This window comes from Bifidobacterium erythrocebi, assembly GCF_012932675.1.
Classification (GTDB): domain Bacteria; phylum Actinomycetota; class Actinomycetes; order Actinomycetales; family Bifidobacteriaceae; genus Bifidobacterium; species Bifidobacterium erythrocebi.
Genome location: NZ_JAAIIF010000008.1, coordinates 269,491 through 294,541, shown reverse-complemented (window position 1 = coordinate 294,541; position 25,051 = coordinate 269,491). Strand labels below are relative to the sequence as shown.

The 25,051-nt window shown below is 62.7% G+C and carries 20 protein-coding genes; 16 read left to right on the top strand and 4 right to left on the bottom strand.

Annotated features, from left to right (window positions below; genetic code table 11):
* Positions 1-28 precede the first annotated feature (28 nt).
* Complete coding sequence (locus G1C98_RS04840) at positions 29-2,440, top strand: carbon starvation CstA family protein (protein WP_169079779.1); 2,412 nt, start codon at positions 29-31, stop codon at positions 2,438-2,440.
* A gap of 78 nt (positions 2,441-2,518) precedes the next feature.
* Positions 2,519-2,722 carry a CstA-like transporter-associated (seleno)protein gene (locus tag G1C98_RS04835; protein ID WP_169079777.1) on the top strand — a complete coding sequence of 68 codons (204 nt, stop codon included), beginning with the start codon at positions 2,519-2,521 and terminating at the stop codon, positions 2,720-2,722.
* Between the two features lie 75 nt (positions 2,723-2,797).
* Here the strand turns inward: G1C98_RS04835 and G1C98_RS04830 are convergent, their stop codons facing one another.
* Both G1C98_RS04830 and G1C98_RS04825 read right to left on the bottom strand, forming a co-directional pair.
* Positions 2,798-3,472: a response regulator transcription factor gene (locus G1C98_RS04830; protein WP_169079775.1), complete on the bottom strand. Its 675-nt coding sequence runs from the start codon at positions 3,470-3,472 to the stop codon at positions 2,798-2,800.
* Between the two features lie 74 nt (positions 3,473-3,546).
* On the bottom strand, positions 3,547-4,779 hold the full coding sequence (locus tag G1C98_RS04825) for a sensor histidine kinase (protein ID WP_169079774.1): 1,233 nt from the start codon (positions 4,777-4,779) through the stop codon (positions 3,547-3,549).
* 137 nt (positions 4,780-4,916) lie between these two features.
* Between G1C98_RS04825 and G1C98_RS04820 the strand changes: the two genes are divergently transcribed.
* From G1C98_RS04820 to G1C98_RS04810, 3 genes are read left to right on the top strand one after another with little or no spacing between them, the layout of a single operon-like run.
* Entirely contained in the window at positions 4,917-5,888 is a 972-nt protein-coding gene (locus G1C98_RS04820; protein WP_169079772.1) for an ABC transporter ATP-binding protein, read from the top strand.
* A gap of 11 nt (positions 5,889-5,899) precedes the next feature.
* Positions 5,900-7,132 (top strand): ABC transporter permease, encoded by a 1,233-nt coding sequence (locus tag G1C98_RS04815; protein WP_169079770.1) that lies wholly within the window; start codon positions 5,900-5,902, stop codon positions 7,130-7,132.
* On the top strand, positions 7,119-8,402 hold the full coding sequence (locus G1C98_RS04810) for an ABC transporter permease (RefSeq protein WP_169079768.1): 1,284 nt from the start codon (positions 7,119-7,121) through the stop codon (positions 8,400-8,402). Before G1C98_RS04815 ends, G1C98_RS04810 begins: the two co-directional genes overlap by 14 nt.
* A gap of 90 nt (positions 8,403-8,492) precedes the next feature.
* On the opposite strand, the gene G1C98_RS04805 is transcribed toward G1C98_RS04810, so the two are convergent.
* Together G1C98_RS04805 and G1C98_RS04800 are read right to left on the bottom strand one after the other, a co-directional pair.
* Positions 8,493-9,815: a nucleobase:cation symporter-2 family protein gene (locus G1C98_RS04805; protein WP_417852297.1), complete on the bottom strand. Its 1,323-nt coding sequence runs from the start codon at positions 9,813-9,815 to the stop codon at positions 8,493-8,495.
* Positions 9,816-9,922: 107 nt separating this feature from the next.
* A complete protein-coding gene (locus tag G1C98_RS04800; RefSeq protein ID WP_169079764.1) occupies positions 9,923-10,504 on the bottom strand; it encodes a xanthine phosphoribosyltransferase in 582 nt (193 codons plus the stop codon).
* 184 nt (positions 10,505-10,688) lie between these two features.
* Here G1C98_RS04800 and G1C98_RS04795 point away from each other — a divergent pair, with 184 nt between their 5' ends.
* The 11 genes from G1C98_RS04795 (at position 10,689) to alaS (ending at position 25,048) form a co-directional block, all read left to right on the top strand.
* Positions 10,689-13,262: an ATP-dependent helicase gene (locus G1C98_RS04795; RefSeq protein WP_169079761.1), complete on the top strand. Its 2,574-nt coding sequence runs from the start codon at positions 10,689-10,691 to the stop codon at positions 13,260-13,262.
* A 144-nt stretch (positions 13,263-13,406) separates the two neighbouring features.
* Positions 13,407-15,233 carry an ABC transporter ATP-binding protein gene (locus G1C98_RS04790; RefSeq protein ID WP_169079759.1) on the top strand — a complete coding sequence of 609 codons (1,827 nt, stop codon included), beginning with the start codon at positions 13,407-13,409 and terminating at the stop codon, positions 15,231-15,233.
* 3 nt (positions 15,234-15,236) lie between these two features.
* On the top strand, positions 15,237-17,027 hold the full coding sequence (locus G1C98_RS04785; RefSeq protein ID WP_169079757.1) for an ABC transporter ATP-binding protein: 1,791 nt from the start codon (positions 15,237-15,239) through the stop codon (positions 17,025-17,027).
* Between the two features lie 487 nt (positions 17,028-17,514).
* Positions 17,515-17,910 carry a DUF4418 family protein gene (locus G1C98_RS04780; RefSeq protein WP_169079755.1) on the top strand — a complete coding sequence of 132 codons (396 nt, stop codon included), beginning with the start codon at positions 17,515-17,517 and terminating at the stop codon, positions 17,908-17,910.
* Positions 17,911-17,912: 2 nt separating this feature from the next.
* Positions 17,913-19,130, top strand: coding sequence for an ABC transporter permease (locus G1C98_RS04775; RefSeq protein WP_169079753.1), 1,218 nt, complete (start codon positions 17,913-17,915; stop codon positions 19,128-19,130).
* 1 nt (position 19,131) lies between these two features.
* Positions 19,132-19,890 (top strand): ABC transporter ATP-binding protein, encoded by a 759-nt coding sequence (locus G1C98_RS04770; protein ID WP_169079751.1) that lies wholly within the window; start codon positions 19,132-19,134, stop codon positions 19,888-19,890.
* Positions 19,891-20,082: 192 nt separating this feature from the next.
* Positions 20,083-20,709 (top strand): 30S ribosomal protein S4, encoded by a 627-nt coding sequence (gene rpsD / locus G1C98_RS04765; protein ID WP_033523519.1) that lies wholly within the window; start codon positions 20,083-20,085, stop codon positions 20,707-20,709.
* Positions 20,710-20,862: 153 nt separating this feature from the next.
* A complete protein-coding gene (locus tag G1C98_RS04760; protein ID WP_169079749.1) occupies positions 20,863-21,537 on the top strand; it encodes a histidine phosphatase family protein in 675 nt (224 codons plus the stop codon).
* Positions 21,538-21,664: 127 nt separating this feature from the next.
* Positions 21,665-22,045: a DUF948 domain-containing protein gene (locus tag G1C98_RS04755; protein WP_169079747.1), complete on the top strand. Its 381-nt coding sequence runs from the start codon at positions 21,665-21,667 to the stop codon at positions 22,043-22,045.
* Entirely contained in the window at positions 22,045-22,281 is a 237-nt protein-coding gene (locus G1C98_RS04750; RefSeq protein ID WP_169079745.1) for a hypothetical protein, read from the top strand. Before G1C98_RS04755 ends, G1C98_RS04750 begins: the two co-directional genes overlap by 1 nt.
* Before the next feature lie 88 nt (positions 22,282-22,369).
* The gene (gene alaS / locus G1C98_RS04745; protein WP_169079743.1) at positions 22,370-25,048 is read left to right on the top strand and encodes an alanine--tRNA ligase; all 2,679 of its coding nucleotides are present in this window, start codon (positions 22,370-22,372) and stop codon (positions 25,046-25,048) included.
* Positions 25,049-25,051 lie beyond the last annotated feature (3 nt).

Here is a 25,051-nt window from a genome sequence, read left to right as displayed (position 1 = left end):
AACAATCAGCCAATCGAGAGAGAACACAATGACAAGTGCAACAGGCACAGCCGGCGCTCGCATACCCGCGCCCGGCAAACTGGAATTCACGGACGATTACACGCCCGCCGAGGAGGAACGCGTCATCCGCAATTCGAAGGGGCTTCCCGTCGGTGTGAAGCCGAAGATGGTGTGGACCTGGCCGAAGGCCGTCGTCTGGGCCGTGGTCGCGATCGTATGCGCCATCGGCTGGTCCGTGCTGGCGGTATCGCGCGGCGAGGAGATCTCCGCCATCTGGTTCGTAGTGGTGGCCCTGTGCTCCTACGCGATCGCCTACCGCTTCTACGCGTACTACATCCAGATCAAGATCATGCGCACCAATGACGCGAACGCCACGCCGGCCGAGCGCGTGCACGACGGTGCCAACTTCGAGCGCACCGACCGTCGCGTGCTGTTCGGCCAGCACTTCGCCGGCATCTCCGGCGCAGGCCCGCTCGTCGGCCCGATCCTTGCTGCGCAGATGGGCTATCTGCCCTCCACCATGTGGATCATCCTCGGCGTGATCTTCGCCGGCGCCGTGCAGGACATGCTCATGCTGTGGATCTCCGCCAAGCGCCGCGGCCGTTCCTTCGGCCAGATGGCCACCGATGAGATGGGCAAGTTCGGCGGCACCATCCTCTCCGTGTTCCTGGTGGTCATGACCGCCATCGCCATGGCGTTCCTCGCCCTGGTCGCAGTCAAGGCCATGGCGTCCTCGCCGTGGGCCGTGTTCTCCATCGGCATGACCATCCCGATCGCCCTGATCATGGGCTGCTATCAGCGCTTCCTGCGTCCCGGCCGCGTGATCGAGACCACCATCCTCGGCTTCGTGCTGCTCGTCATCGACATCGTCGCCGGCGGTTACATCGCCGACTCCCCGGTGCTCGCCCCGATCTTCACGCTGACCGGCAAGCAGCTCGTCATCGCCCTGGTGATCTACTCCTTCGCCGCCGCGGCGCTGCCGCACTGGCTGCTCGTCACCCCGCGCGACTACCTGTCCACCCTGATGAAGATCGGCACGCTGATCCTGCTGGTCATCGGCATCATCATCGCCAACCCGATGGTCAAGGTCCCGGCCATCACCGAACTGGCCGGCGTCTCCACAGGCCCCACCTTCTCCGGCAACCTGTTCCCGTTCCTGTTCATCACCATCGCCTGCGGTGCCTTGTCCGGTTTCCATGGCGCGGTGAGCTCCGGCCTGACCCCGAAGGCCCTGGAGAAGGAGAACCAGATCCGCATGATCGGCTACGGCTCCATGCTGGTCGAATCCTTCACCGCCATCATCGCCCTGATCGCGGCCATCACCGTCTCCCAGGGCGTGTACTTCTCCACCAACATGTCCGCCCTGCAGATCAGCAAGGCCTCCGGCGTAACCGTCTCCGCGACTTCCACCCCGAAGCAGCAGGCCGACGCCGCCGTCAAGGCCGTGAACTCCATGAAGGTCAGCAATATCAAGGGCGAGCAGATGAAGGTCACCTGGGATTCCGTGGACGACAACGGCAACGCCAAGACCTACGAAGGCTCCGAAGCGCTTGAAAAGGCCGCCTCCGACATCGGCGAGAAGACCATCGTCTCCCGCACCGGCGGCGCCACCACCTTCGCCATGGGCATGGCGAGTTTCCTGAAGTCCTTCCTCGGCGGTCACAACGCCATGGCCTTCTGGTACCACTTCGCCATCATGTTCGAAGCGCTGTTCATTCTCACCACCGTCGACAACGGCACCCGCGTGGCCCGCTACCAGATCGGCGAACTGCTCGGCAACGTGCGCAGGCTCAAGAGGTTCGCCGACCCGACCTGGAAGATCGGCAACGTGATCACCACGCTGATCGCCGTGGCCCTGTGGGGCTCCATGCTGTGGATGGGCGTGGCCGATACGAACGGCGGCATCAACGCCATGGTGCCGATCTTCGGCATCTCCAACCAGCTGCTCGCCGCGGCCTGCTTCGTGCTCGTAACCGTGTGCGTCGCCAAGCTCGGCTACAAGAAGTACCTGTGGATTCCGATCGTCCCGCTCGTGTGGGATGTGGCCGTGACCTTCACCGCCGACTTCCAGAAGATCTTCGGGCCACTGAGCTACTTTACTGTGGCCGCGAACTACAAGACCCAGATCGCAAGCGGCGCGCTGAGCGGCGAGGCCCTGACCAATGCCAAGGCCGCGCTGTCCAACGCCTACCTGGACGGTTTCCTGTCCGTGTTCTTCATGGTCATGATGGGCGTCTTCGTAATCGTCGGCGTGGTTCAGGTCGTACGGATCCTGGCCCGTGGCAAGTTCGGCGTCGAGACCACCAGCGAGGAGCCGTTCGTCGAATCCGAATGGTTCGCGCCGAGCAGCCTGGTCGCCACCAAGCTGGAGAAGAAGGTGCAGCGCGAATACAGCGCCAAGCTGCAGGAGCTGCGCCAGGCCGCACAGGCTACCGCCTGATAGCCGGTCATAACGATTGAGTATCGTCGTTCCGAGCGTTCACCCGTTCGGAACGACGATTTTTCATAAGGACACGATATGGATATTGCCGACAAGGCCAGGAAGATCTGGCAAGGCATCGTCTGGTACATGCGTGAGATCAGTGGGGAAGCGAGATACGACCATTATCTGGAACGTTTCGGCGAGGAACACCCCGGCGAGACGCCCATGAGCGAAGTCGAGTTCCTGAGGGCCAGGGAGGAATACGACAAATACCATCCCAATACCGGTTGCTGTTGCTGAATCCGTTTTCGCCCTTGCCTGCAACGGGTGGCATCCCACGATGCCAGGCATGCCGGTACTTGACGGCCGGCACGGTCAATGAGTCTGATCTGCTTCGGCATGCAGCCAAGTGATGGCCAGCTGCGTGCGGTTGTCAAGCGCCAGCTTGTCGAGTATGCCGCTGATGCGGTTGCGCACCGTACCCTCGCTCAGGAACAGCCGTGCGGCGATCTGCCGGTTATCCAATCCCTGCGCGACCAGCCGCGCGATGTCGCGTTCGCGGTCGCTCAGTGCATCCAATGCCGCTGCGGCCGCGTCATCCGCATGAGGCCGGGCACCATGCTCGCCCTGTTCCTTCATCGAATCGGTGAGTTTGCCGAGCACTTCCGCACCCAGTACGATCTGGTCGGCCATCACCGCCTGCACCGCAGGGCATATCGACGCCACATCCTGCTTGATGAGATATCCTCGCGCGCCAAGCGTGACGGCCTGCGCGATGTACTGGCGATCGGCGAACGTGGTGAGAAACAGGATGCGCGCCGCCTTGTCGAATTCCAGGATCCTGCGCGCCGCCTCGAGGCCGTCCATGCCGGGCATCTGCACGTCGACGAGCAGTACATCCGGGCGGTTCGCGGGGCCGGACATATAGCGTTCGCACGTCTCCTCGCCGGTATTGGCCGTCCATAGCACATCGGCCGTTCCGGTGGCCGTCAGAATCGTCTGCAACGACGAGCATACGATCGGGTCGTCATCGGCTATCGCGACTTTCATACACGCTCCTCCCATATGCCCTAATCCTAGACCCTGCAGACTCGCATACCCGGTGCCGCCACGAGTTGCCTTGCCTAGGATGTGTGCGCCGCACCGAAACCCGCCTTGGGGATGGACGCGAATACACGCCAGCCGTTGCCATACGGGCCGTACGTACAGGTGCCGTCCAATGCATGCACACGATCCTCGATGTCGGCGAGCCCCATGCCGCGCCCGCTCTCCGGGTCCTGCCTCGGAGCGCCGGCGCTTTCGGTGTCTGCATGATTCCCGCCATCGTCCTGCACGACGATCTGCCAGAACGCCGGGAAATCACGCAGGGTGACCTCGGCATGGGTGGCGCTGCCGTGATGGACGGCATTCGCCAGCGCCTCCCGGATCAACGCGGAGCAGCAGCGCGCCACCGGTGCCGGCGCGTCCTCGACACCATTCGTCACCCGTACCCGCAGGGAGGGTGAGGATTGTGCGGCGGCTTCGATCATGGCGGCGAAGTCGGTGCCGTCATCCGCAAGATCATGCACCGAACGGCGCATCACCGTCATCGCCTCATGCAGTGTGGTCCCGATGCCCTCCAGCGAACGGACCGCGGCCTCGTCGTCGCGCATTCGCGCCACGACCTTGGACGCTTCGGTCTGCATGATGGCGCGGGTGAGCAGATGCCCCACATTGTCGTGGATATCACGCGCTATGCGGGTCCGTTCGTTCAGCGTCGCCATGCGTACGGCCACGCCGCGCTCCTCGGCCGAGCACGACAGTCTGGACGTCAGCTCGCGCATCATGGCGCGATGCTCGTCATGCGCATGCCGCAGGGCCCGCGAGCGGCGGGACAACCCGAGTCTGGCATATCCAAGCATGCCGGCAACGGCGCACAGCATTCCCATGGCGCACAGCATCGCCATTCCACAAGGGTGCGATTCCGAAATGGGCGGCGTGCCGTACATGCTCTGCGCAATCAGACGGATAACGGCCGGAACCCAAGGCAATGCCATACACCACGAGAACGCCTGATACGCCAGCGACGGTATGCGAGATGAGGGAAACGCCGATGGGCACGGCATGCATCGGAACGTACGTGCGCCCGCATATCCGGCGGCGGGCAACGCCACGAACAGGGGAGGGAAGGCGAGTGCCGCCAACCCCAGGAACAGGGACGGAACCCATGCCCATGCGGTGCGGGACAACAGCAGCCACTGTGTCAAACCCGCGCAGCATATGGCCAGCAACGTTCCGGCCACGCTGCCGGGCGTCAATCCGCCGTCATATGCCACCGCCAGCAGCACGGACAAGGCCGTGAGCGCCAGTTGTTCCATGATTTCCTGCACAAGCCGAGTCTACTTCACCGGCAATCGTGACGAATGTCACCATGCGCGCCCCCGGTGGTGACGGAGCTCACCGGTATGCCGCAGCCGGTGCCTGAGAGAATGGTGATAACGGGAAAGGAGCCATCATGAGCGATACGAGCGACAACAACGCGGTGCATGTGGAGCATCTGGTCAAACGGTATGGCGACATGCTCGCGCTCGACTATTTCGACCTCGACGTGCGCCGGGGAGAGATCTTCGGACTGCTCGGCCCCAACGGTTCGGGCAAGACCACGGCGATCAACTGCATCCTGGCATTGCTCACCTACAGCGAAGGCAGCATCCGCGTATTCGGCGAGCAGCTGACGCCCACCAGCTACGAGCTGAAACGATGCATCGGCATCGTGCCGCAGAACGTGGCGGTATTCGACGAGCTCACCGTGAGGGAGAACATCGACTATTTCTGCTCGCTGTACGTGCAGGACCGCAAACGTCGCGCAAAGCTGGTCGACGAGGCCATCGACTTCGTAGGGCTCGGCGAGTTTCGCGGATTCCGTCCGAAAAAGCTTTCCGGCGGCCTGCTCAGGAGACTCAACATCGCCTGCGGCATCGCGCACAAGCCGGACCTCATCTTCTTCGACGAGCCCACGGTGGCGGTCGACCCGCAAAGCCGCAACGCCATTCTCGAAGGCATCCAGCGGCTCAACGCCGAAGGCGCCACGGTGGTATACACCAGCCATTACATGGAGGAGGTGGAGCAGATCTGCGACCGCGTGCTGATCATGGACCACGGCAGGCATCTCGCGCTCGGCACCTGCGAGGAGCTGAAGAACATGATCGAGCTCGGCGAACGCATCAGCGTGGAGACCCTTGACCTCGGCGAGCAGGGGAGAAGCGCCGATCGGATCGTCGAGCGCATAGCGGCACTTGATGTCGTCATCGAAGCCGAATACGACGGACGCGAGCTCACCGTGCGATGCCGGCGCGGAGAACACAATCTGCTTGACATCCTCGGCATCCTCGAATCGGAGAACGTCACCATCGGGCATCTCACCTCGCGCCCGCCCACCCTTAACGACGTGTTCCTGGAACTCACCGGAACCGCTCTGCGCGACTGAAAGGCACCGTCATGCGGAACAGCATCCTGGTCTACCTCAAAACGAGCGTGCGGTCCAAAGCCGGACTATTCTGGCTGCTTGCCTTCCCGCTGATCCTCGCGACGTTGTTCAACGCGATGTTCAGCCACCTCAACGAGACATATCAGCTCGATTCCCTCGATGTGGCCGTGGTGAACGACGATACATGGAAGCAGAATCCCTATTTGGGCACCTTCATCGAGGGCATCGGCGGGCTCGACGCCGATGGCGGCGACAATGCCGATAGCACAGACAGCAAACTGATCGTCGCCCATACCGTCGCCACCATGGCCGAGGCCGAACGGCTCATGGGCGAGCACACCGTGGTAGCTGCGGTCAATGCGACCGCCGACGGCAAGCTTCATCTGTCGGTCAGCGGACAGGCGGCGGCCAAAGCCAACCCGGCCACGGGAACCAACTCGCTGCAGATATCGCTGACCGTGCTGCGCAATCTCATCGCGCGCTACAACGCCACCGATTCCACCGTCAGACGCATCGTCGCCACGAATCCACGGGCGCTCGGCGATCCCGGAACCCTGGCAGATCTCGGCGCATACGGCTCATACAGCGATGAGATCACCCTGACACACTTCAGGCCGGACGCCACGGCGCGGTTCTTCTACGCGCTGTTCGGCATGGTGAGCCTCATGGCCATGTCGTTCGGCATCACCATCATCGCCGGCATGCAGGCCAATCTCTCCGCGCTCGGCCTTCGCCAGACCGTCAGCCCCACCCCCAAATGGAAGCAGGCGACGGCGGCGTTGCTCGTCAGCTGGCTATGCACCTTCGCCAGCATGCTCATCCTCATGCTGTACATCCGCTACGTGTGCGGCGTCGGCATGGGCGGGCGCGAGCCGATGGCCGTGCTCGGCATAGCCGTCGCGGCGTTCATGTCGAGCGCGCTCGGCCTGTTCATCGGCGCACTGCCCAAGCTTGGCGCGAGCGCCAAGACCGGACTTTCCGTGGCATTGGCGTGCTTCTGCTCGCTGTTCGCCGGATTGTACGGCACCTTCGCCATGGACCTGTCCGATCTCATCGACCGCGAGGCGCCGGTGCTCAGCGTGCTCAATCCCGCCAAGCAGGTGACAAACCTGTTCTACGACCTCATGTATTTCGACAGCTACCGTCCGTTCTTCCAAACGGTCGGCATCCTCGCCGCGTTCGGCTTCGTGTTCCTTGCCGCGGCGGCATTTCTGCTCAGGAGGCAGCGCTATGACTACCTTTAGAACCGGTTGGCGCATCATAGCCGCGCACAAACTGTATATGACCTTCTACGTGGTGTGGCTGTGCGTGATGATGGTGATGATGAGCTTCTCCGTGGTGTCCGGCAGCGTGCGCGGCGATGATGAGACCGTATTTACCACGGCCAAGGCGTCGGTTGCGGTGATCAACCGTGATACCAGCGACTCGGGCCGTGCGCTGTCCGAATCGCTGCGACGGTATTTCGCCGCGTCGGACACGGTGATCGAATTGGATGACCAGCCTGTTGTCTTGCAGAACGCCGTGGCCACCGATCATGTCGACCTCATCGCGATCGTGCCCAAGGGGTACGCCGCCGAATTCGGCAGGGCGTGCAGGCAAGGAGGTGCCGTGCCGAAGCTGAATACGGTGACAAGCTATTCGTCCAGTCTTGGCACCATGGCCCAGATGGAGATCGACGCCTTTCTCGACAACGTGCGCATCTCCGCCGCATCCGCAGTATCCGGTGACGGCGGCGGCAAGACCGATGACGATGGCGGTATGGTGGCCGCTGCCGCCGGACAGGTGGCCAAGGACAAGCGGAATGCCGTGGAATCCGGCAGCTGGGATGTACGGGTGATGGGCGGCGATGCGAGCGATGACGCCGCGTCGGAGGCCACCGGCTTCGCCTTCACCATCAAGATCATCTGCTACGCGGCCTTCGTCGCCATCACGGTGCTCGTCTCCGTGGCGACGGCCTCGTTCAGCGAGGCGAACCGTCGCCGCAGGCTGGCGGTCTGCGCCACACCGCAATTCGGCATCGGCCTGCAGCAGGTTCTGGTATGCGTCACCTTCTCGGCGGCGGTATGGGCGTTGTACATGCTGGTGTCGGTCGGCCTGATGGCGTTCTGCGGTGCGGATCTTGACGCCATACCCTTGGGCGGCTATGCCATGGCGGCGGCATCGGCGTTTGCGGTGATTCTGGTGGCGGCCTGCTTCGGCTATCTGCTGTCGGCGGCGGGTCTGAGTGAGATCGCGGTCAACGGTGCCGCGAACGTGATGGGTTTGATCATCATGTTCACCTCCGGCATGGCGTTCTCCCCGTCGATCATGCCGCGGTCCCTGATCGTGATCGGCAAGCTGCTGCCGGGATGGTGGTATTGCGTGTCCGTCGACAATGCGCTTGGCGTCGGCACCGCGCAACGTGTCGATGCGGCGGCCTGGGCGCAGTGCGTCGGTCTGGTCATGCTGTTCGGTGCCGCGTTCGTCTGCCTGGGATTGGCCCTGCGTCGCATACGCATGAGTGAGAAGGGGTAGCTGCCGGCAAAGGGCGGCTTATCGGCCGGGTACGAGAAGAGGCGGTCTCCTTGAGGGAGGCCGCCTCTTCTCTTATAGGCAGGGGCTGTATCAGTCCTTGTTCTGCTCGGCCGGAGCGCTCAGAAAGTGCTCTTCGCTGGGCAGAACCGCGTTGAGAATCACGGCGACCACGAAGGCCACGGCGATGCAGTTCGACGCGAAGATCGACTTGAACAGGTCGGGGAAGTTCACGAAGATGTCGCTCACTTGGGTGAAGCCGATGCCGATGGTCAGGGACAGCGCCGCGATGGTGATGTTGCGCTGGGTGTAGCCGGCCTCGGAGATCATCTGGAAGCCGGAGAGGATGATGTTGCCGAACATCATGATGGTGCAGCCGCCGAGCACCGCCTGCGGCAGGGAGTTGAACACCTCGGCGATGGCCGGCACGAAGCTGGCGACGATCAGGATGAGGCCGCCGGAGAGGATCACCTTGCGGTTGACCACCTTGGTCATGGCGACCAGGCCGATGTTCTGCGCGAAGCTGGTCAGCGGCAGGCATCCGAACAGGCCGGAGACCGAGGAGATCAGGCCGTCGCCCGCAATGGCGCCGGCGGTCTCGCGCTCGGTGGGCTGGCGGTTCAGACCGACCTTCGCCAGTGCCGCGGTATCGCCCAGCACCTCGACGGACGACACCACATACAGCAGCGCCAGGGAGATGATGGAGCCGGGGTCGAACACCGGCTTGAACGGCATGAACTGCGGCAGGGAAAGAATGGCCAGATGCTGGAAGCCGGAGAAGTCGACCTTCCCCATGCAGATGGCGACCACATAGCCGACCACCAGGCCGAACAGCACGGACAGCTGCTTGGCGGTGCCCTTCATCAGCAGTTGGAACGCCAGGCAGGCTACCAGGGAGATCAGGCCGAGCGTCAGATTCTGCCAGGAACCGAAATCCTTGGCGCCATCACCGCCGCCGAAGCTGGTGGCGCCGACGGTGAGCAGGGAGAAGCCGATGGAAGTGACGACGATCGCGGAGACGATGGGCGGCACGAAACGACGCCAGTACTTGGCGGTCAGGCCGAGCACAAGCTCCAGCAGACCACCCACGATCACCGCGCCGACGACGGCGCCATACCCCTTGGAGGAGCAGATGGCGCACGCGGCGGCCACATAGGTGAAGGAGATGCCGGTGACCATGGGCAGTCGGGAGCCGATGCGCCATGCGCCGTACAGCTGCAGGCAGGTGCCCAGACCGGCGACCAGCAGGCCGGCCTGGATCACCGCGGCGGACTGGTCGGAATTCATCTTCGCCGCGGACGTGACGATGAAGATCGGGGCGAGATTCGCCACGAACATCGCCATCACATGCTGCAGGCCGAACGGAATGCCTCTCCAGAACGATACCGGGGCATCCAAGGAGGTCAGCGCCTCCATGGAAATGCCGCTTTTTTCTTTCTTCTCAGCCAATGTTTCCCTCTCTTTTTTCGACTATGGCTTGCGAAAATCCTGTATTTGAATTGCGGCGTGTGCCGCATGTTCTCTCAGTGGCGGAAGGTGATCTCGCCGGTGGCGGGGTCCATGGCGTCCACGATGGCGAGCGAGTCGACATCGTAGCCTTCGGCACGCAGCGCGTCGCCGCCGCCCTGGAAGCCCTTCTCCACGGCGATGCCGATGCCGGTGACGGTCGCGCCGGCGTCCTCGCACAGGTTGATCAGACCGTGCAGTGCCTTGCCGTTCGCCAGGAAGTCGTCGATGAGCAGCACATGGTCGCCGGCATTCAGGTACTTCTTCGCCACGATGACGGGGAACTCCTTCTGTTTGGTGAAGGAGTAGACGGTGGTCACGTACTGGTCGCCGTCAAGGTTGATGGACTGGGCCTTCTTGGCGAACACGACCGGCACATCGCCGAAATGCCGTGCGGCGACGCAGGCGATGCCGATGCCCGAAGCCTCGATGGTCAGGATCTTGTCGATCTTCTTGCCCGCGAAATGCTGCGCCCAGGCCGCTCCCATGTGATCGAACAGACGAACGTCGCACTGATGGTTGAGGAACGCGTCCACCTTCAGCACGTTGCCTTCCTTGACCGTTCCCTCGCTCTGGATGCGTTCTTCGAGTTCCTGCATTGATGCCTCGTTTCTGATCCGTCGTGATCTGTGTATGATCCCGGTAGTGTGTACGCGCCGAAAGACGCCCAATATTTGCCAAAGCTTACGCTTCTGGAATGACCAATCGCGCGGCCATGACCGCGTGGTGTGCTAGTAAGGGTATGCGCATAGGACCAATCGAGCGGATGGGGAGAATTCAGCAGTGGAACAGGAACCGGAACTGATCGCGCGTACCGCCGACGAACTCGTGGGCGATCTGAACAAGCAGCAGGCCGAAGCGGTGCAGTACCGCGGTGCCGCGCTGCTCATCGGCGCAGGCGCGGGATCGGGCAAGACCCGGGTGCTGACGCGCAGGATCGCATGGATCCTGAGCCAGTTCGGCGCATGGCCGAGCCAGATCCTCGCCATCACCTTCACCAATAAGGCGGCCGCCGAGATGCGCGAGCGTCTTACCGCGCTGATCGGCCCGGTCGCACAGCGCATGTGGGTGTCCACGTTCCACTCCGCCTGCGTGCGCATCCTGCGCCGCGACGGCAAGGCCCTCGGTCTGAAGTCCGGATTCTCCATCTACGATTCCGCCGACTCCGAACGTCTGGTCAAGATCATCGCCACCGAATTCAATGTGGATATCAAGCGCTACACGCCGCGTTCCATCCTCGGCCGCATCTCCGACTACAAGAACCAGCTCATCGGCTGGAGAACGCAGCTTGCCGCCTATGCCCCGGATTTCAAGCCGGGAAGCAGAGGGTACAGAATCTCCAATTTCGATAACGTCGAGGAACTGTATGCCATCATCTATGCCGAATACGAGCATCGTCTCGCCATGGCGAACGCCGTCGATTTCGACGATCTGATCGTACGCACCGTGGAGCTGCTGCGCGACCACCCCGACGTGGCCGAGTACTACCGACACAAGTTCCGTTACATTCTGGTCGACGAATACCAGGACACCAATCATGCGCAGTATGTGCTGATCCGCGAGCTTGCGGGCGTGGACGCGGGGGAGTCGCCGGCGCCCACGGCGATGGCGGCCGGGCGTCAAGGGCCGGCCTGGATCACCGTGGTGGGCGATTCCGACCAGTCCATCTACGCGTTCCGTGGTGCGGACATCCGCAACATCCAGGATTTCGAAGAGGATTTCCCCGACGCAAAGACCATTCTGCTCGAACAGAACTACCGCTCCACACAGACCATCCTCGATGCCGCGAACGCGGTGATCTCCCACAACGAGGGACGCAAGCCGAAGAAGCTGTGGACCGCCGTGGGCAAGGGCGAGCCGATCGTCGGCTATGCCGCCGACAACGCGCAGCAGGAGGCGGTGTGGGTCGCATCCGAGATCGCCCGTCTGCATGCCGAGGAGAACATTCCGTATTCGGATATGGCCATCATGTACCGCGCCAACGCGCAATCACGTTCGCTGGAAGAGGCGCTGATCAACGCCGGACTGCCGTACCAGCTCATCGGCGGCACCAAGTTCTACGAGCGCAAGGAGATCAAGGACGCGCTTGCCTACCTGCAGGCCATCCTCAATCCGGCCGACGATGTGAACCTGCGGCGTATTCTGAACGTGCCCAAGCGCGGCCTGGGTGCCAGGGCCGAAAGCATCGTGCTGGACTATGCCCGTGAGCGCGGGACCAGCTTCTTCGACGCGCTCATGCATATGGAGCAGATCGAGGGCATGCCCACCCGCACGGCGAAGGGATTGAAGGCGTTCCGTGATCTGATGGCGTCGATGTCGGCCTTCGCCAGGGCCAATATCACCAAGCCGAGCGAGATCGTGGCCGAAGTGCTGTCCAAATCCGGGTTGTTGGAGGAACTGCAGAAGTCCGTCGACCCGCAGGACCAGTCCCGTGTGGAGAATCTGTCGCAGCTGCAATCCACCGCTGCCGAATACGAGCAGAACACGCCCGACGCCACCCTGGGCGGTTTCCTTGAAACCACCGCGCTGGTGGCGGATTCCGATCAGCTCCCCGACGAGAACGAGGACTCCGGCAAGGTCACCATGATGACCCTGCATACGGCCAAGGGCCTGGAATACCCGGTGGTGTTCCTCACCGGCCTTGAACAGGGCACGTTCCCGCATTCGCGTTCCCTGGAGGACACTTCGGAGCTTGCCGAGGAACGCCGTCTGGCCTACGTGGGCATCACGCGCGCCAAGCGCCGTCTGTACGTCACGCGTGCCGCGGTCAGGGCGCAATGGGGTCAGGCTAACGATATGTTGCCAAGCCAGTTCCTTGACGAGATCCCCGATGAGCTCATCGACTGGAAGCGCCGAGAAACCGGTTCGGAACGCATGCGCACCGGTTGGGGGAGCGAAAGCGACGAGTTCGGCGGCTGGGAGGATGACGATTTCTCCTCCGGCCCGACGTTCGGCGGTTCCCCATACGGCTCTTCGTACGGTTCTCGTTCCGGCTCGAACTCCGGCAGGTGGGGTTCCGCGGCCTCGCGTTCCGGTTCGTCGTCATACGGTTCCTCGTCCCGCTACGGCGCGCATTCCGGCGGCACCCGCGGCGGCAAGGTCAGCACGCGTCACGTCACCCCGAAGAACGGCGGAGCGAGCGGCGCAAAGAGCGTCGCTGTCTCGTCATTGCAGAAGGACAACGGGCTGAACATCGCCGATTTCACCATCGGCGACCTCGTCACCCACGACCAGTACGGGCTCGGCAAGGTCGTGGACACCCAGGACAGGGGACGCAACTCCGTGATCACCATCGATTTCGGCACCGAGGGCACCAAGCGTCTCATGCTTCGCGTCGCACCGATCGAGAAACTGTAGCCGTCTGTCGTCAGCCGTACGGCCCGCTCTTCTCAAGACCCACCCCGGCGGCCTCGCCCGGGAAACGCTGAACCGCCGGCATGTTGCCCTAGGCCTTTAGAATCATGCTGTTCGATTGAGTGGAGAAAGAGGAATGGGCTGCACATGTACGTTGACCCGAAACGAAACGCCGATGCCGGCAATCTGCGTTGGATACTGCCATACTGCAAGCCGGACCTGCCGCGCATCATCGGCTCGATCATATTGTTCTGCGTCAACGATGCGATGGCGCTCATCATCCCGCTGCTGTCCGGCGTCATCGTGGACCGCGTCATCATGCAGGGGCACGTCGACGAGCTGACACGCCTGTGCGTGATGATGATCGTGTTCACCATCGTGCGCGTCGGCTCGCGCTACGGCTACCAGATGTGGATGGAACGATTCGGCCAGAACTCCATCTACCGGCTCGTCAGCGACGAATACGAGAAGCTGCACGAACTCGACTTCACCTACTTCAACCACACCCGTACCGGCGACATCATGAGCCGCATGACCTCCGACACCGACGCCATCCGCCATGCGCTGAGCTGGGTGAGCTACCAGATGCTCGACTGCGTGGTCATGTTCGTCGGCGCGCTCATCATGATGTTCACCATCGATTGGCGGCTCGCCCTCGCCCTCGCCTGCGTCACGCCGTTCATCTTCATCCTCACGCACGGGCTCTCCACCCATGCCCGGCCGCTGTTCCTCGCCATCCGCAACTCGCTCGCCGCGCTGAACTCCATGGTCGAGGAGAACATCGAAGGCAACCGTGTGGTCAAGGCGTTCGTGCGCGAGCCATACGAGACGCGGAAGTTCGACGAGCGCAACGACGACTACATGCAGCGCAATATGGACCAGGCCTACAACAGCCGCAAGTACATGCCATGGCTCGACGGGCTGGGATTCTCCCTGCAGCTCATCACGCTCGGCCTCGGCGGGTTCCTGGTGATCAAGGGATACATGAGCCTTGGCGATCTGGTGGCCTTCAACTCGTACCTGTGGATGATCGACGGACCGGTGCGCCAGTCCGGCTGGCTCATCAACGACTGGCAGCGTTTCAACGCCTCCTGCGTCAAGATCCGCAAGCTGCTCACCGCGCAGTCGCGCATCCGGGAAAAGCCGGGCGTGCAGGGCGAAGGCAGGCGCGTCCGCGGCGACATCGAACTGCGTCATGTCGGCTTCGCCTTCCCCGACGACCCGTCCACGCCGATCCTGAAGGATATCAATGTGCACGTTCCGGCGGGATCGAAGCTCGGCATCCTGGGGGAGACCGGCTCCGGCAAGTCCACACTCGTCAGTCTCATCTCCCGCTTCTACGATCCGACCGAAGGCAGCGTGCTTATCGACGGCATCGACGCGCGTGACTGGCCGCTGGCCACGCTGCGTTCCCAGGTGTGCATCGTGGCCCAGGACACCTTCCTGTTCTCCGACACCATCGGCGGCAACATCGGTTTCGGTGCGGGCGAACAGCACGGGTACGACGAGCATTACGTGCGCCGCATGGCCTCCATCGCGGGTGCCGACGATTTCATCAGCGGCATGCCCGATGGATACGACACCATCGTCGGGGAACGCGGCGTCGGCTTGTCCGGCGGGCAGAAGCAGCGTCTGAGTCTCGCCCGCGCGTTGGCCGACGACCCGTCGATCCTCATCATGGACGACACCACCAGCGCCGTCGATATGGAGACCGAGGCGGAGATCCAGCGGCATCTGAGCGAGCTCGACGAGCAGAAGACGATCGTCACGATCGCCCACCGCATCTCGTCGGTCAAGGACGCTGACCTCATCCTCGTGCTTGAGCATGGCCGCATCGTGGAACGAGGCACGCATGACGAGCTTGTGGCGGCGCATGGCAGATATTGGGAGATCTACCGCAGGCAGCTTGGCCTGCAGGCCGGCGGATCGCACGGCTTCGAGACCAGCGGTCACGGTGAACGGACGGAGGAATAGGCAATGGCGCAACGCAACACATCCCGCCAGGACGAGGAGCTTGAGGAGCGGATCAACCTCCACGACATCCTTCGCATCGGCGTGTATCTCAAACCGTACAAGGCCAAGGTCGTGCGCATCCTGTGCGTGGTCGTGACGATGAGCTGCATCGCCGTGGTGGTGCCGTATCTGACCAAGATCATGATCGACAACGCCATACCGCACAAGGATCTCGGGCTGTTGGGCAGACTCGCCGGACTGATGGCCGTGCTGATCGTCATCTACGAGCTCGGCCTTCGCTATCGAACGGTAGCCATCACGCAGGTCGGCCAGCTTATGCTCAAGGACATGCGCCGCGACATCTTCACGCATATCCAGACCCTGCCGTTCAGCTACTTCGATTCGCGCCCGCACGGCAAGATCCTCATCCGCGTGGTCAACTACGTCAACACCTTGTCCGACACGTTGAGCTCCGGTCTGATCAACGTGATTTCCGACGTGTTCACCTTCCTCATCACATTGGTGGTGATGTTCGTCATTGACTGGCGTCTCGCCCTGTTCAGCCTTGCCTTGTTCCCGCTGCTCGTCGCGTGGGTGCTGGTGCTGCAGCATTTCCAGCGTCGCGCCTATCAGGTGCTCTCCAATAAGCAGAGCAATCTCAACGCATACATCCATGAGTCGATCGCCGGCGTGAAGACCACGCAGACCTTCGCGCAGGAGGCGGCGCAGTTCAGAAGTTTCCAGGAACAGCAGGGGCAGGTGCGCGACGCCTGGATGCGCGCCGTGCACATCCAGACCCTCATGTGGCCGGGCATCCAGACCATTTCCGTCATGACCATCGCCCTGATCTACTATGTGGGCGTCACCGGATTCGGCGCGGTGAACGTGACCACCGGTGTGCTCATCGCCTTCGTCGGGTATGCGAACAATTTCTGGAACCCGGTCATCAGCATCGGCAATTTCTACAACCAGCTCATCACCTGCTCGGCGTATCTCGAACGCATCTTCGAGACGCTTGACGTCAAGCCGGAGATCGAGAACGCACCGAATGCCGTCGACCTGCCCGCGATCGAGGGTCGCGTCGACTTCAACGACGTCGTGTTCCGCTACGAGCCGGACGGCCGCAATATCCTCAATCTGGTCGACCTGCATGTCAGGCCCGGCGAGACGGTTGCCCTGGTCGGTCCGACCGGTGCCGGCAAGACCACGATCGTCAGCCTGCTGTCGCGCTTCTACGATGTGACGGAGGGTTCCGTCACCATCGACGGGCATGATGTGCGCGACGTGACGCTCGAAAGCCTGCGACGCCAGATGGGCGTGATGCTGCAGGATACGTTCATCTTCTCGGGCAACGTGCGCGAGAACATCCGCTACGGCAGACTCGACGCCACCGACGAGGAGATCGAGGCCGCCGCCAAGGCCGTGCACGCGCACGAGTTCATCATGGACCTGCCCGACGGCTATGACACCGTGGTGGAGGAGCGGGGCGCCACGCTTTCCGCCGGTCAGCGTCAGCTCATCGCCTTCGCGCGCGTGCTGCTCGCCGATCCGCGCATCCTGATCCTCGACGAGGCTACCTCCAACATCGACACTCGCACCGAGCAGGCGTTGCAGGCCGGCCTGAACCACCTGCTCAAGGGGCGTACGAGCTTCATCATCGCGCATCGCCTGTCCACCATCGAGAATGCGGACGAGATCTGCTACATCGATCACGGGCAGATCGTCGAACAGGGTAATCACGCCGACCTGCTCGCCCGGAAGGGCGCGTACTACCGGCTGTACGAGTCGCAATACGCCATGATCAAGCCCGAGTGATGTAGGACCCGGTCGACTCCTGCCCTTCGACACGATACCGTCGCATGTTCCGATTGCCGTCCGTGTTCGGCCACGGTGGGAGGCGACTGGCAGGGCTGCCGATGAATGGCATCCGCATTCGGCCATGCTGGCGGCCATTCGGCGTGGCCATTTCAGGGCGTCCCCCATTTCCGGCCATGCTGAGCCGTCATCGGCATGGCCTTGTTCGTCGATCACCCGGGCATCGCCACGCTGGCTGATGACCAGTGCGGCGGTTCGCGTACGTCATCCGTGTCTGGGCGCGCTGAGACACCGCAGTCGTAGCCGGACACGGTTTCCGGAAGCGGCCATGCCGGTCGTTATCCCGCGGCTGTTTTGCAGACGACGGGGCTCATACCGCGCGGGAAGTCAAAAGTCAAGTCTTGTTTTTCGTGAATACGTTGCACATAATGGGGCGTTGTTGTGCCCGAGCCGTTCCGAGGTTCGGCAACCGATCAGAGAGAGTGCCATGAAGAAAACGATATTCGCCTCGGTCCCGTCCGTACTATTCGGTGCATTGATCGCCATCGCGCCGCAGACCTTCGCCCATGCATGTTCCGGCCATACCCCGTTCGGTGCATGCCATTACTCCCAGCAGATCGCCACCGGTATCGGCATTGTCATCGCCGTGCTCGGCATTATTTCCTTCTTCGTAGCGCGCCAGGTTCGTGTCGGCATCAATATCGCCGTGGCCGTCAACTCGCTGCTGCTGCTCGCCGTGCCGACCGTGCTCATCGGAGTCTGCAAGGGGCAGATGATGCATTGCCGTATGGTCATGCTTCCCACGCTCATCGTACTCGGCGTTCTCGCCCTGGTCTGCGCTATTGCCGCCGCGTGGGCCGAGTCGCGTGCGAAGACGGCGTGAGCATGGAATCGCATATCACGCTTCGTTCGCTGCCGCGGGAGAACCTGAAGGGCAAGCCGCTGCGTACCGCTGCGTTGACGATTGTGGTAACGCTCCTTAGCCTTGCCTTGTTCGCGGGGTCGATGCTGAGCATGAACCTTGATAACGGCATGCGCAGCATGGAGCGGCGTCTGGGAGCCGATCTCATGGTCGTGCCGCAGAACAGCGCCAGCCAGGCGGAGGCGTTGCTGACCAGCGGCTCGCCCGGCACGTTCTATTTCACCCGCGATGTCGCCTCCGCGATTTCCAAGGCGGACGGCGTCGCGCAATCCACCGAGCAGGTGTACATCTCGTCGCTGGCGGCCTCGTGCTGCTCGTCGAAGCTGCAGATCATCGGCTATGACCCAGCCACCGATTTCGTCATCCAGCCGTGGCTGTCGTCCCAGTTCGACGGTGACGTAAAGGACGGGCAGATCGTGGCGGGTGCCGGCGTGAACGTGTCCGCGGACGGCACCATCGAATTGTATGGACGCGACTGGCCCGTGGTAGCCCAGCTGGCCAGCACCGGAACCAGTCTCGATAACTCCGTGTTCGTCAACCGCGCGACGGTGCCGCAGATGGTCGAGGCCTCCGCACAGGTGTCGCATCGTGTCATGCCGGCCGAATATGCGCGCAAGGCCGTCTCCGCGGTGCTCATCAAGGTCGCCGACGGATACGATCCGCATATGGTGGCCAGGTCGATCACCAGGCTCGATTCCTCATACGGCAAGCTCGGTTTCGTCTATCCGGGAGGCATCACGGCCTCCACCAAGGTCTCGCTCGGCTCATTGGTGGGATATACGGCGATCGTCGTCGCGGTGCTGTGGGTCATGGGCGTCATCGTGCTGCTTGCGGTGTTCTTCTCGTCCGTCAACGAGCGCAAGCGTGAATTCGCGTCGCTGCGCATCATGGGCGCGACCCGGGGTATGCTGCGTGGGGTGATCGTCAGAGAGGCTCTGATCGTCTCGCTGGCCGGAAGCGTGATCGGCGTGGCGTTGGCGTCTCTGATCGTCTTCCCGTTCAGCACATTGATCGGCAGGCAGCTGCAGCTGCCGTATCTGCAGGCGGGTCCGCTGGTCGTCATCGGCATGATCGCGCTTGCGGTGGCGTGCTCGGTGGCCATCTGCGTGGCGGCGTCCATGCTGGCCATGCGCAGGCTCGCCAGGCCGGAGGCGTACATGACTCTTCGGGAAGGGCAGTGATATGGAACATGAGTCCGATTTCAGAGACCATCTGCTGGTCGTGAGCGATCTGACCAAACGGTTCCGCCGCCGCGGCAAGGAATTCGATGCCGTCAGCCATGTCGATCTTGACCTGGACGAAGGTGATTTCGTCGCCATCGTCGGTCGGTCCGGCAACGGCAAGAGCACGCTGATCACCATGATTGCCGGGCTGACACGCCCGACCTGCGGCACGGTGCGCGTGCAGGGGCGCGTCGTCGGCGAGATGACCGACATGGAGCTGTCAAGACTGCGCAACCGCACCATCGGATTCGTCATGCAAAGCCAGACGCTGCTGTCCAACCTCACCGTGCTCGACAATGTGGTGTTGCCGGCCGTATTGTTCGCCGAACGCCATTCGCAGCGACCCGCCGACCAGTCCGACCGGATCGGTCGGCCCGATGCCGACGGTATCGTCCCCGATCCGTTGAACGAGAAGGCCATGCAGCTGCTTGAGCGCCTTGGCGTCGCCGATCTTGCGGGCAGCTACCCGCGCGAGCTGTCCGGCGGCGAGATGCGGCGCGTCTCGATCGCGCGCGCACTGATGAACGATCCGCGTCTGCTGATCGCCGATGAGCCCACCGGCGACCTCGATCAGGAGAGCACGGATATCGTCATGACGTTGCTGCGGCAGCTGGCCGATGCGGGAACCGCCATTCTCATGGTCACCCATGATCCGGAGGCGCTGGGCTATGCCGACTACGCGCTTCGCATGGACGCCGGCGTGCTGTCCCGCCCCTGAGTGTATGCTGGTCGATTGGTGTCTGCCGAAAGCGGATGCCATCTGGAGTCTTAGCCCATCAACGGGTCGACGGTTCCTTTCGGAGCCGCTCGTGTTCGCACGACGAAGCGTTGGAGAGGCCTGGCTCAACGTCATGCTTTCGATCGAAGGCGATGACGTTCCGTTCAAATAACGACAGAAGGATTAATTACCATGACGAACGTTCAGCGTTCTCGCCGTCAGGTGCGTCTTTCCCGCGCCCTCGGCATTGCTCTGACCCCGAAGGCTCAGCGCATTTTCGAAAAGCGTCCGTACGCTCCCGGTGAGCACGGCCGCACCCGTCGCCGCACCGAGTCCGATTACGCGGTGCGTCTGCGCGAAAAGCAGCGTCTGCGCGCACAGTACGGTCTGTCCGAGAAGCAGCTCCGTGCAGTGTACGAGAAGGGCACCAAGACTTCCGGCCAGACCGGTAATGCCATGCTTCAGGATCTCGAGGTCCGCCTCGACAACCTGGTGCTGCGTGCTGGTTTCGCCCGTACCACCGCTCAGGCCCGCCAGTTCGTGGTGCACCGTCACATCCTCGTTGACGGCAACATCGTGAACCGCCCGTCCTACCGCGTCAAGCCCGGCCAGACCATCCAGGTCAAGGCCAAGAGCCAGACCATGGAGCCGTTCCAGGCTGCCGCCGAAGGTGTCCACCGCGACGTTCTGCCGCCGGTCCCGGGCTACCTCGACGTGAACCTGGCCTCCCTGAAGGCGACCCTGACCCGCAAGCCGGAAGCCGAAGAGGTGCCGGTGCAGGTCAACATCCAGTACGTGGTCGAATTCTACGCCCGCTGATCCGGGCCCACTTCTGTATTCAGTACAGTCAAGGACATACCGCTCGAACCCCGCGTCATACGACGCGGGGTTTCCGCGTTCTCAAGGGGTTTTCCGCGTTTTCCGCCGTGCCGCCGCGCATCGAGACGGACGGCATATGGGTAGCATGGAGGTATGATCCTTCATTTGCATCTGGTCCGCCACGGGCAGACATTCTTCAACCGATACAACAAGCTGCAGGGCTGGTCGAATTCGCCGCTGACCGAATCCGGTCTGGCCGACGCCGCCAAGGCGGGGGAGCGCCTTAAGGGCATGACCTTCGCCGCAGCCTACTGCTCCGACACCACGCGCGCCCAAATGACCGCCGAACGCATCCTCGACATCAACGAGCAGGCCGGCAACCCCCGTCCGACTCTGGTGTGCGACATGCATTTCCGCGAGCAGTTCTACGGATACTTCGAAGGCACCGACATGAGCCAGGCATGGTATGCGGCCGGTGGCCCGCACGGCGTGAAAAGCTACAACGAGATCGTGAGCAGGTACGGGCTTGCGGCCACACGCGATTGGCTGAAGGACGCCGATCCATTCCACGACGCCGAGTCCGACGCGGAATACTGGCAGCGCGTCGAGGGTGCATTCGCGCTGATCGCTTCCAACACCGATCTGAACGACGGCGACGACGTGCTGCAGATCAGCCACGGCAATACACTGCTCAGCCTTGGTCATCGCTTCGGCGGCCCCGATCTGGACCTGAGCGAACGGCCGGCAAACGGCTCCATCACCGACATCGATTTCGATACGACCAAGCCCTTCGATCAGGCGCTGACCATCGTCTCGTACGGCAAATAGCCGTCGAGATGGCATCCGCACAGGGCGGAAGATCGGCGCGCCTGACATCACGGTGTGAGGCGCGTCTTCGCCAAAGCGACACGTAGTGCTACTCTTGAGCGGGTAACTGATTAATAGGAGGCGCTCTATGGGTGTTGGAGAGATCGCAGGGCTCATTGCCGCGATTGCATTCGCCGTGCTGGCCGGGTTCATGATCTACCCGTTGATTCGTCTGGGCAAGCTGTTCGATCAGATTGCCGTCACGGTCAAGGAATCCGGCGATCATGCCATTCCAGCGCTCGATGAGGGCGTCACGACCGTACGCCAGATCAACAAGTCGCTGGAGGACGTCAACAAGATCTCCGCCGCGGCTTCGACCACCGCCACCAACGTGAGCGCCCTGGCCGATCTGTACGGCTCGTTCCTCGGCAAGCCGGTCATCAAGGCCGCATCCGCCGTCTACGCCGCGAAGTCCACCGTCCAGTCGTTCCTCAACAAGCAGGGCAAGTCCGAAGCCAAGGGGGAGTGATGTTCAAACGACTGTTCTGGATGTCCGCCGGATTCTGCGCCGGCGTGTTCACCGTGATGAAGGCGCAGGCCTATGTGAAGGCCAATACGCCTGCTCCGGCACGCCAGTTCCTGCTCGGGCCCGATATCGATAACGTCGGCCTGCGCACGGCACAGGCCATGCTCCGTGAATTCAACGAAACGCGCAAGGCCCGCGAGAGCGAGCTCAACAAGAAGTACGCCGATCGGCGGCACTGAGCGGTCGGCCGCATAACCATACGTCCATCCCAATTCACCAAGAGGGTGCACTGTGCCCTCGCACCAACCACAAGGAGTCCATTCGCCAATGCGAACCTCAGAAATAGCGAAGCGCTATCTCGACTATTTTGCCGCGCATGACCATCTGGTCGTTCCCTCGGCATCGCTGATCTCACCGAACCCGACCACCCTGTTCACCATTGCAGGCATGGTCCCGTTCATTCCGTACCTGATGGGCGAGCAGACCGCCCCGCATCCGCGTATGGCCTCCAATCAGAAGTGCGTGCGCACCCTGGATATCGACGAGGTCGGCAAGACCACCCGTCATGGCACGTTCTTCCAGATGCTGGGCAACTTCTCCTTCGGCGACTACTTCAAGGAAGAAGCCATCCATTATGCGTACGAACTGCTGACCACCCCGCAGGACAAGGGCGGCTACGGCTTCGACCCGGAGAAGCTGTGGATGACCACCTTCACCGACGACGAGGAAGCGCGTTCCCTGTGGAAGAACGAGGGCGTGGACCCCGAGCATATCCAGATCATGGGCATGGAAGACAACTTCTGGACCACCGGCGGCCCCGGCCCCGGCGGCCCCTGCTCCGAGATCTACGTGGATCGCGGCCCCGAATTCGGTGTCGAAGGCGGCCCGATCGCCGACGAGAACCGTTACATCGAGATCTGGGATCTCGTGTTCGAGAACTACGAGGTCGACAACGTCAAGTCCAAGACCGACCTGCATATCGTGGGTGAGCTTGAGAACAAGAACATCGATACCGGTGCCGGTCTGGAACGTCTTGCATACCTGATGCAGGGCAAGAACAACATCTACGAGACCGACGAGGTCTACCCGGTCATCGAGGCCGCCGAGCGTCTGTCCGGCCACAAGTACGGCGAGAACGAGGCCTTCGACGTCAAGTTCCGTGTCGTGGCCGACCACGTGCGCTCCGCTTTGATGATCATGTCTGACGGCGTGCGTCCGAGCAACACCGGCCGCGGCTACGTGCTGCGCCGCCTGCTGCGCCGTACCGTCAAGGCCATGCGCGCCCTGGGCGTCCAGGAAGCCGTCATGCCCACCCTGTTCCCGACTTCCAAGGCGGCCATGGAGGCCTCCTACCCGGAGCTCAACAAGACCTTCCACGACGTGAGCGAAGCCGCGTACGGCGAAGAGGACGCGTTCCTGCGCACCCTTGAGGCCGGTACCGAGATCTTCGACATGGCCGTGAGCAAGGCCAAGGAATCCGGCAAGGACACCGTCTCCGGCGCCGACGCCTTCAAGCTGCACGACACCTACGGCTTCCCGATCGAGCTCACGCTCGAAATGGCCGAGGAACAGGGCGTGAAGGTCGACGAGAACAAGTTCCGCGAGCTCATGGCCGAGCAGAAGAGCCGTGCGCGTGCCGACGCCCTGAAGAAGCGTCATAACGTGGATCTGTCCGTGTACGACGACTTCAAGAAGACCCTCGCCAAGCCGATCGACTTCCTCGGCTACACCGACTTCTCCGCCCGCGCCACTGTGCTGGGCATCATGCAGGAGGGCAAGGGCTCCGTGCCGGCCGTCACCGGCCCGGCGAACATCGAGGTCATCCTCGACCGCACCCCGTTCTATGCGGAGGCCGGCGGCCAGCTCGCCGATCAGGGCCAGATCCTGTCCGACGACGGCGCGGTGCTTGAGGTCGACGATGTGCAGAAGCCGATCAAGGACCTCATCGTCCATCAGTGCCGCCTGACCGAAGGCACCCTGGTGGTGGGCACCCAGGTGAACGCCAACATCGACCTGAACCGTCGTGGCGCCATCGCACGCTCCCACACTGCCACGCACATGGTGCACAAGGCGCTGCGCGAGGAGCTCGGCCCGCAGGCCACCCAGCGTGGTTCCGAGGACGCCCCGAACCGTCTGCGTTTCGACTTCCAGTGGTCCAGCGCCCCGAGCAAGGACGTGATGAACACCGTCGAGGCCCGCGTCAACGAGAAGCTGCGCGAGAACCTTGCCGTCACCACCCAGGAGATGAAGTTCGACGACGCCATCGCGCTTGGGGCCATGCACCTGTTCGGTGAGAAGTACGGCGACATCGTGCGCGTCGTCTCCATCGGCGAGGACGGCTGGAGCCGTGAGCTGTGCGGTGGTACCCATATCGACCATGTCGGCAAGATCGGCGCCATCAACATCATGTCCGAGGCATCCGTCGGTTCCGGCGTCCGCCGTGTGGACGCGGTCGTCGGTGCCGGCGCCTACGAGTTCAACGCCCGCGAGCATGCGCTGGTCTCCCAGCTGAGCGACAAGCTCAATGCCCGTCCCGACGAGCTTGCCGAGCGCGTGAACACCCTGCTCGCCAAGCTGAAGGAATCCGATCGCCGTCTGGCCGCCATGTACGAGGGCCAGCTGTCCGCCGCTGTGCCGCAGCTGGTGAAGGACGCCAACGAATCCGCCGCCTCCGTGAAGGTCGCGGCCAAGAACGTCGGCCACTTCGGTTCCTTCGACGCACTGCGCAAGACCGTGATGGACGTTCGCTCCCGCCTTGGCGAGGATGCGCCTGTGGTGGTGGCTCTGGCCGGTGTCAGCGCCGAGGACAAGCCCATGGTCGCGGTCGCCACCAATGCCGCGGCACGTGATCTGGGCATCAAGGCCGGCGACCTGGTTCGTGGCGCCTCCAAGATGCTCGGCGGCGGTGGCGGCGGCAAGCCGGACTTCGCCCAGGGCGGCGGCGCCGATGCCTCGAAGATCGACGCGGCGCTCGAAGCGCTCAAGGCCCAGGCAGTGAAGGGCTGAACC

Excerpts from the sequence above, each read along its gene's own strand:
- G1C98_RS04840 (WP_169079779.1), top strand. The coding sequence starts at position 29 with ATGACAAGTGCAACAGGCACAGCCGGCGCTCGCATACCCGCGCCCGGC.
- G1C98_RS04835 (WP_169079777.1), top strand. The coding sequence starts at position 2,519 with ATGGATATTGCCGACAAGGCCAGGAAGATCTGGCAAGGCATCGTCTGG.
- G1C98_RS04830 (WP_169079775.1), bottom strand. The coding sequence starts at position 3,472 with ATGAAAGTCGCGATAGCCGATGACGACCCGATCGTATGCTCGTCGTTG.
- G1C98_RS04825 (WP_169079774.1), bottom strand. The coding sequence starts at position 4,779 with ATGGAACAACTGGCGCTCACGGCCTTGTCCGTGCTGCTGGCGGTGGCA.
- G1C98_RS04820 (WP_169079772.1), top strand. The coding sequence starts at position 4,917 with ATGAGCGATACGAGCGACAACAACGCGGTGCATGTGGAGCATCTGGTC.
- G1C98_RS04815 (WP_169079770.1), top strand. The coding sequence starts at position 5,900 with ATGCGGAACAGCATCCTGGTCTACCTCAAAACGAGCGTGCGGTCCAAA.
- G1C98_RS04810 (WP_169079768.1), top strand. The coding sequence starts at position 7,119 with ATGACTACCTTTAGAACCGGTTGGCGCATCATAGCCGCGCACAAACTG.
- G1C98_RS04805 (WP_417852297.1), bottom strand. The coding sequence starts at position 9,815 with ATGGAGGCGCTGACCTCCTTGGATGCCCCGGTATCGTTCTGGAGAGGC.
- G1C98_RS04800 (WP_169079764.1), bottom strand. The coding sequence starts at position 10,504 with ATGCAGGAACTCGAAGAACGCATCCAGAGCGAGGGAACGGTCAAGGAA.
- G1C98_RS04790 (WP_169079759.1), top strand. The coding sequence starts at position 13,407 with ATGTACGTTGACCCGAAACGAAACGCCGATGCCGGCAATCTGCGTTGG.
- G1C98_RS04785 (WP_169079757.1), top strand. The coding sequence starts at position 15,237 with ATGGCGCAACGCAACACATCCCGCCAGGACGAGGAGCTTGAGGAGCGG.
- G1C98_RS04780 (WP_169079755.1), top strand. The coding sequence starts at position 17,515 with ATGAAGAAAACGATATTCGCCTCGGTCCCGTCCGTACTATTCGGTGCA.
- G1C98_RS04775 (WP_169079753.1), top strand. The coding sequence starts at position 17,913 with ATGGAATCGCATATCACGCTTCGTTCGCTGCCGCGGGAGAACCTGAAG.
- G1C98_RS04770 (WP_169079751.1), top strand. The coding sequence starts at position 19,132 with ATGGAACATGAGTCCGATTTCAGAGACCATCTGCTGGTCGTGAGCGAT.
- rpsD (WP_033523519.1), top strand. The coding sequence starts at position 20,083 with ATGACGAACGTTCAGCGTTCTCGCCGTCAGGTGCGTCTTTCCCGCGCC.
- G1C98_RS04760 (WP_169079749.1), top strand. The coding sequence starts at position 20,863 with ATGATCCTTCATTTGCATCTGGTCCGCCACGGGCAGACATTCTTCAAC.
- G1C98_RS04755 (WP_169079747.1), top strand. The coding sequence starts at position 21,665 with ATGGGTGTTGGAGAGATCGCAGGGCTCATTGCCGCGATTGCATTCGCC.
- G1C98_RS04750 (WP_169079745.1), top strand. The coding sequence starts at position 22,045 with ATGTTCAAACGACTGTTCTGGATGTCCGCCGGATTCTGCGCCGGCGTG.
- alaS (WP_169079743.1), top strand. The coding sequence starts at position 22,370 with ATGCGAACCTCAGAAATAGCGAAGCGCTATCTCGACTATTTTGCCGCG.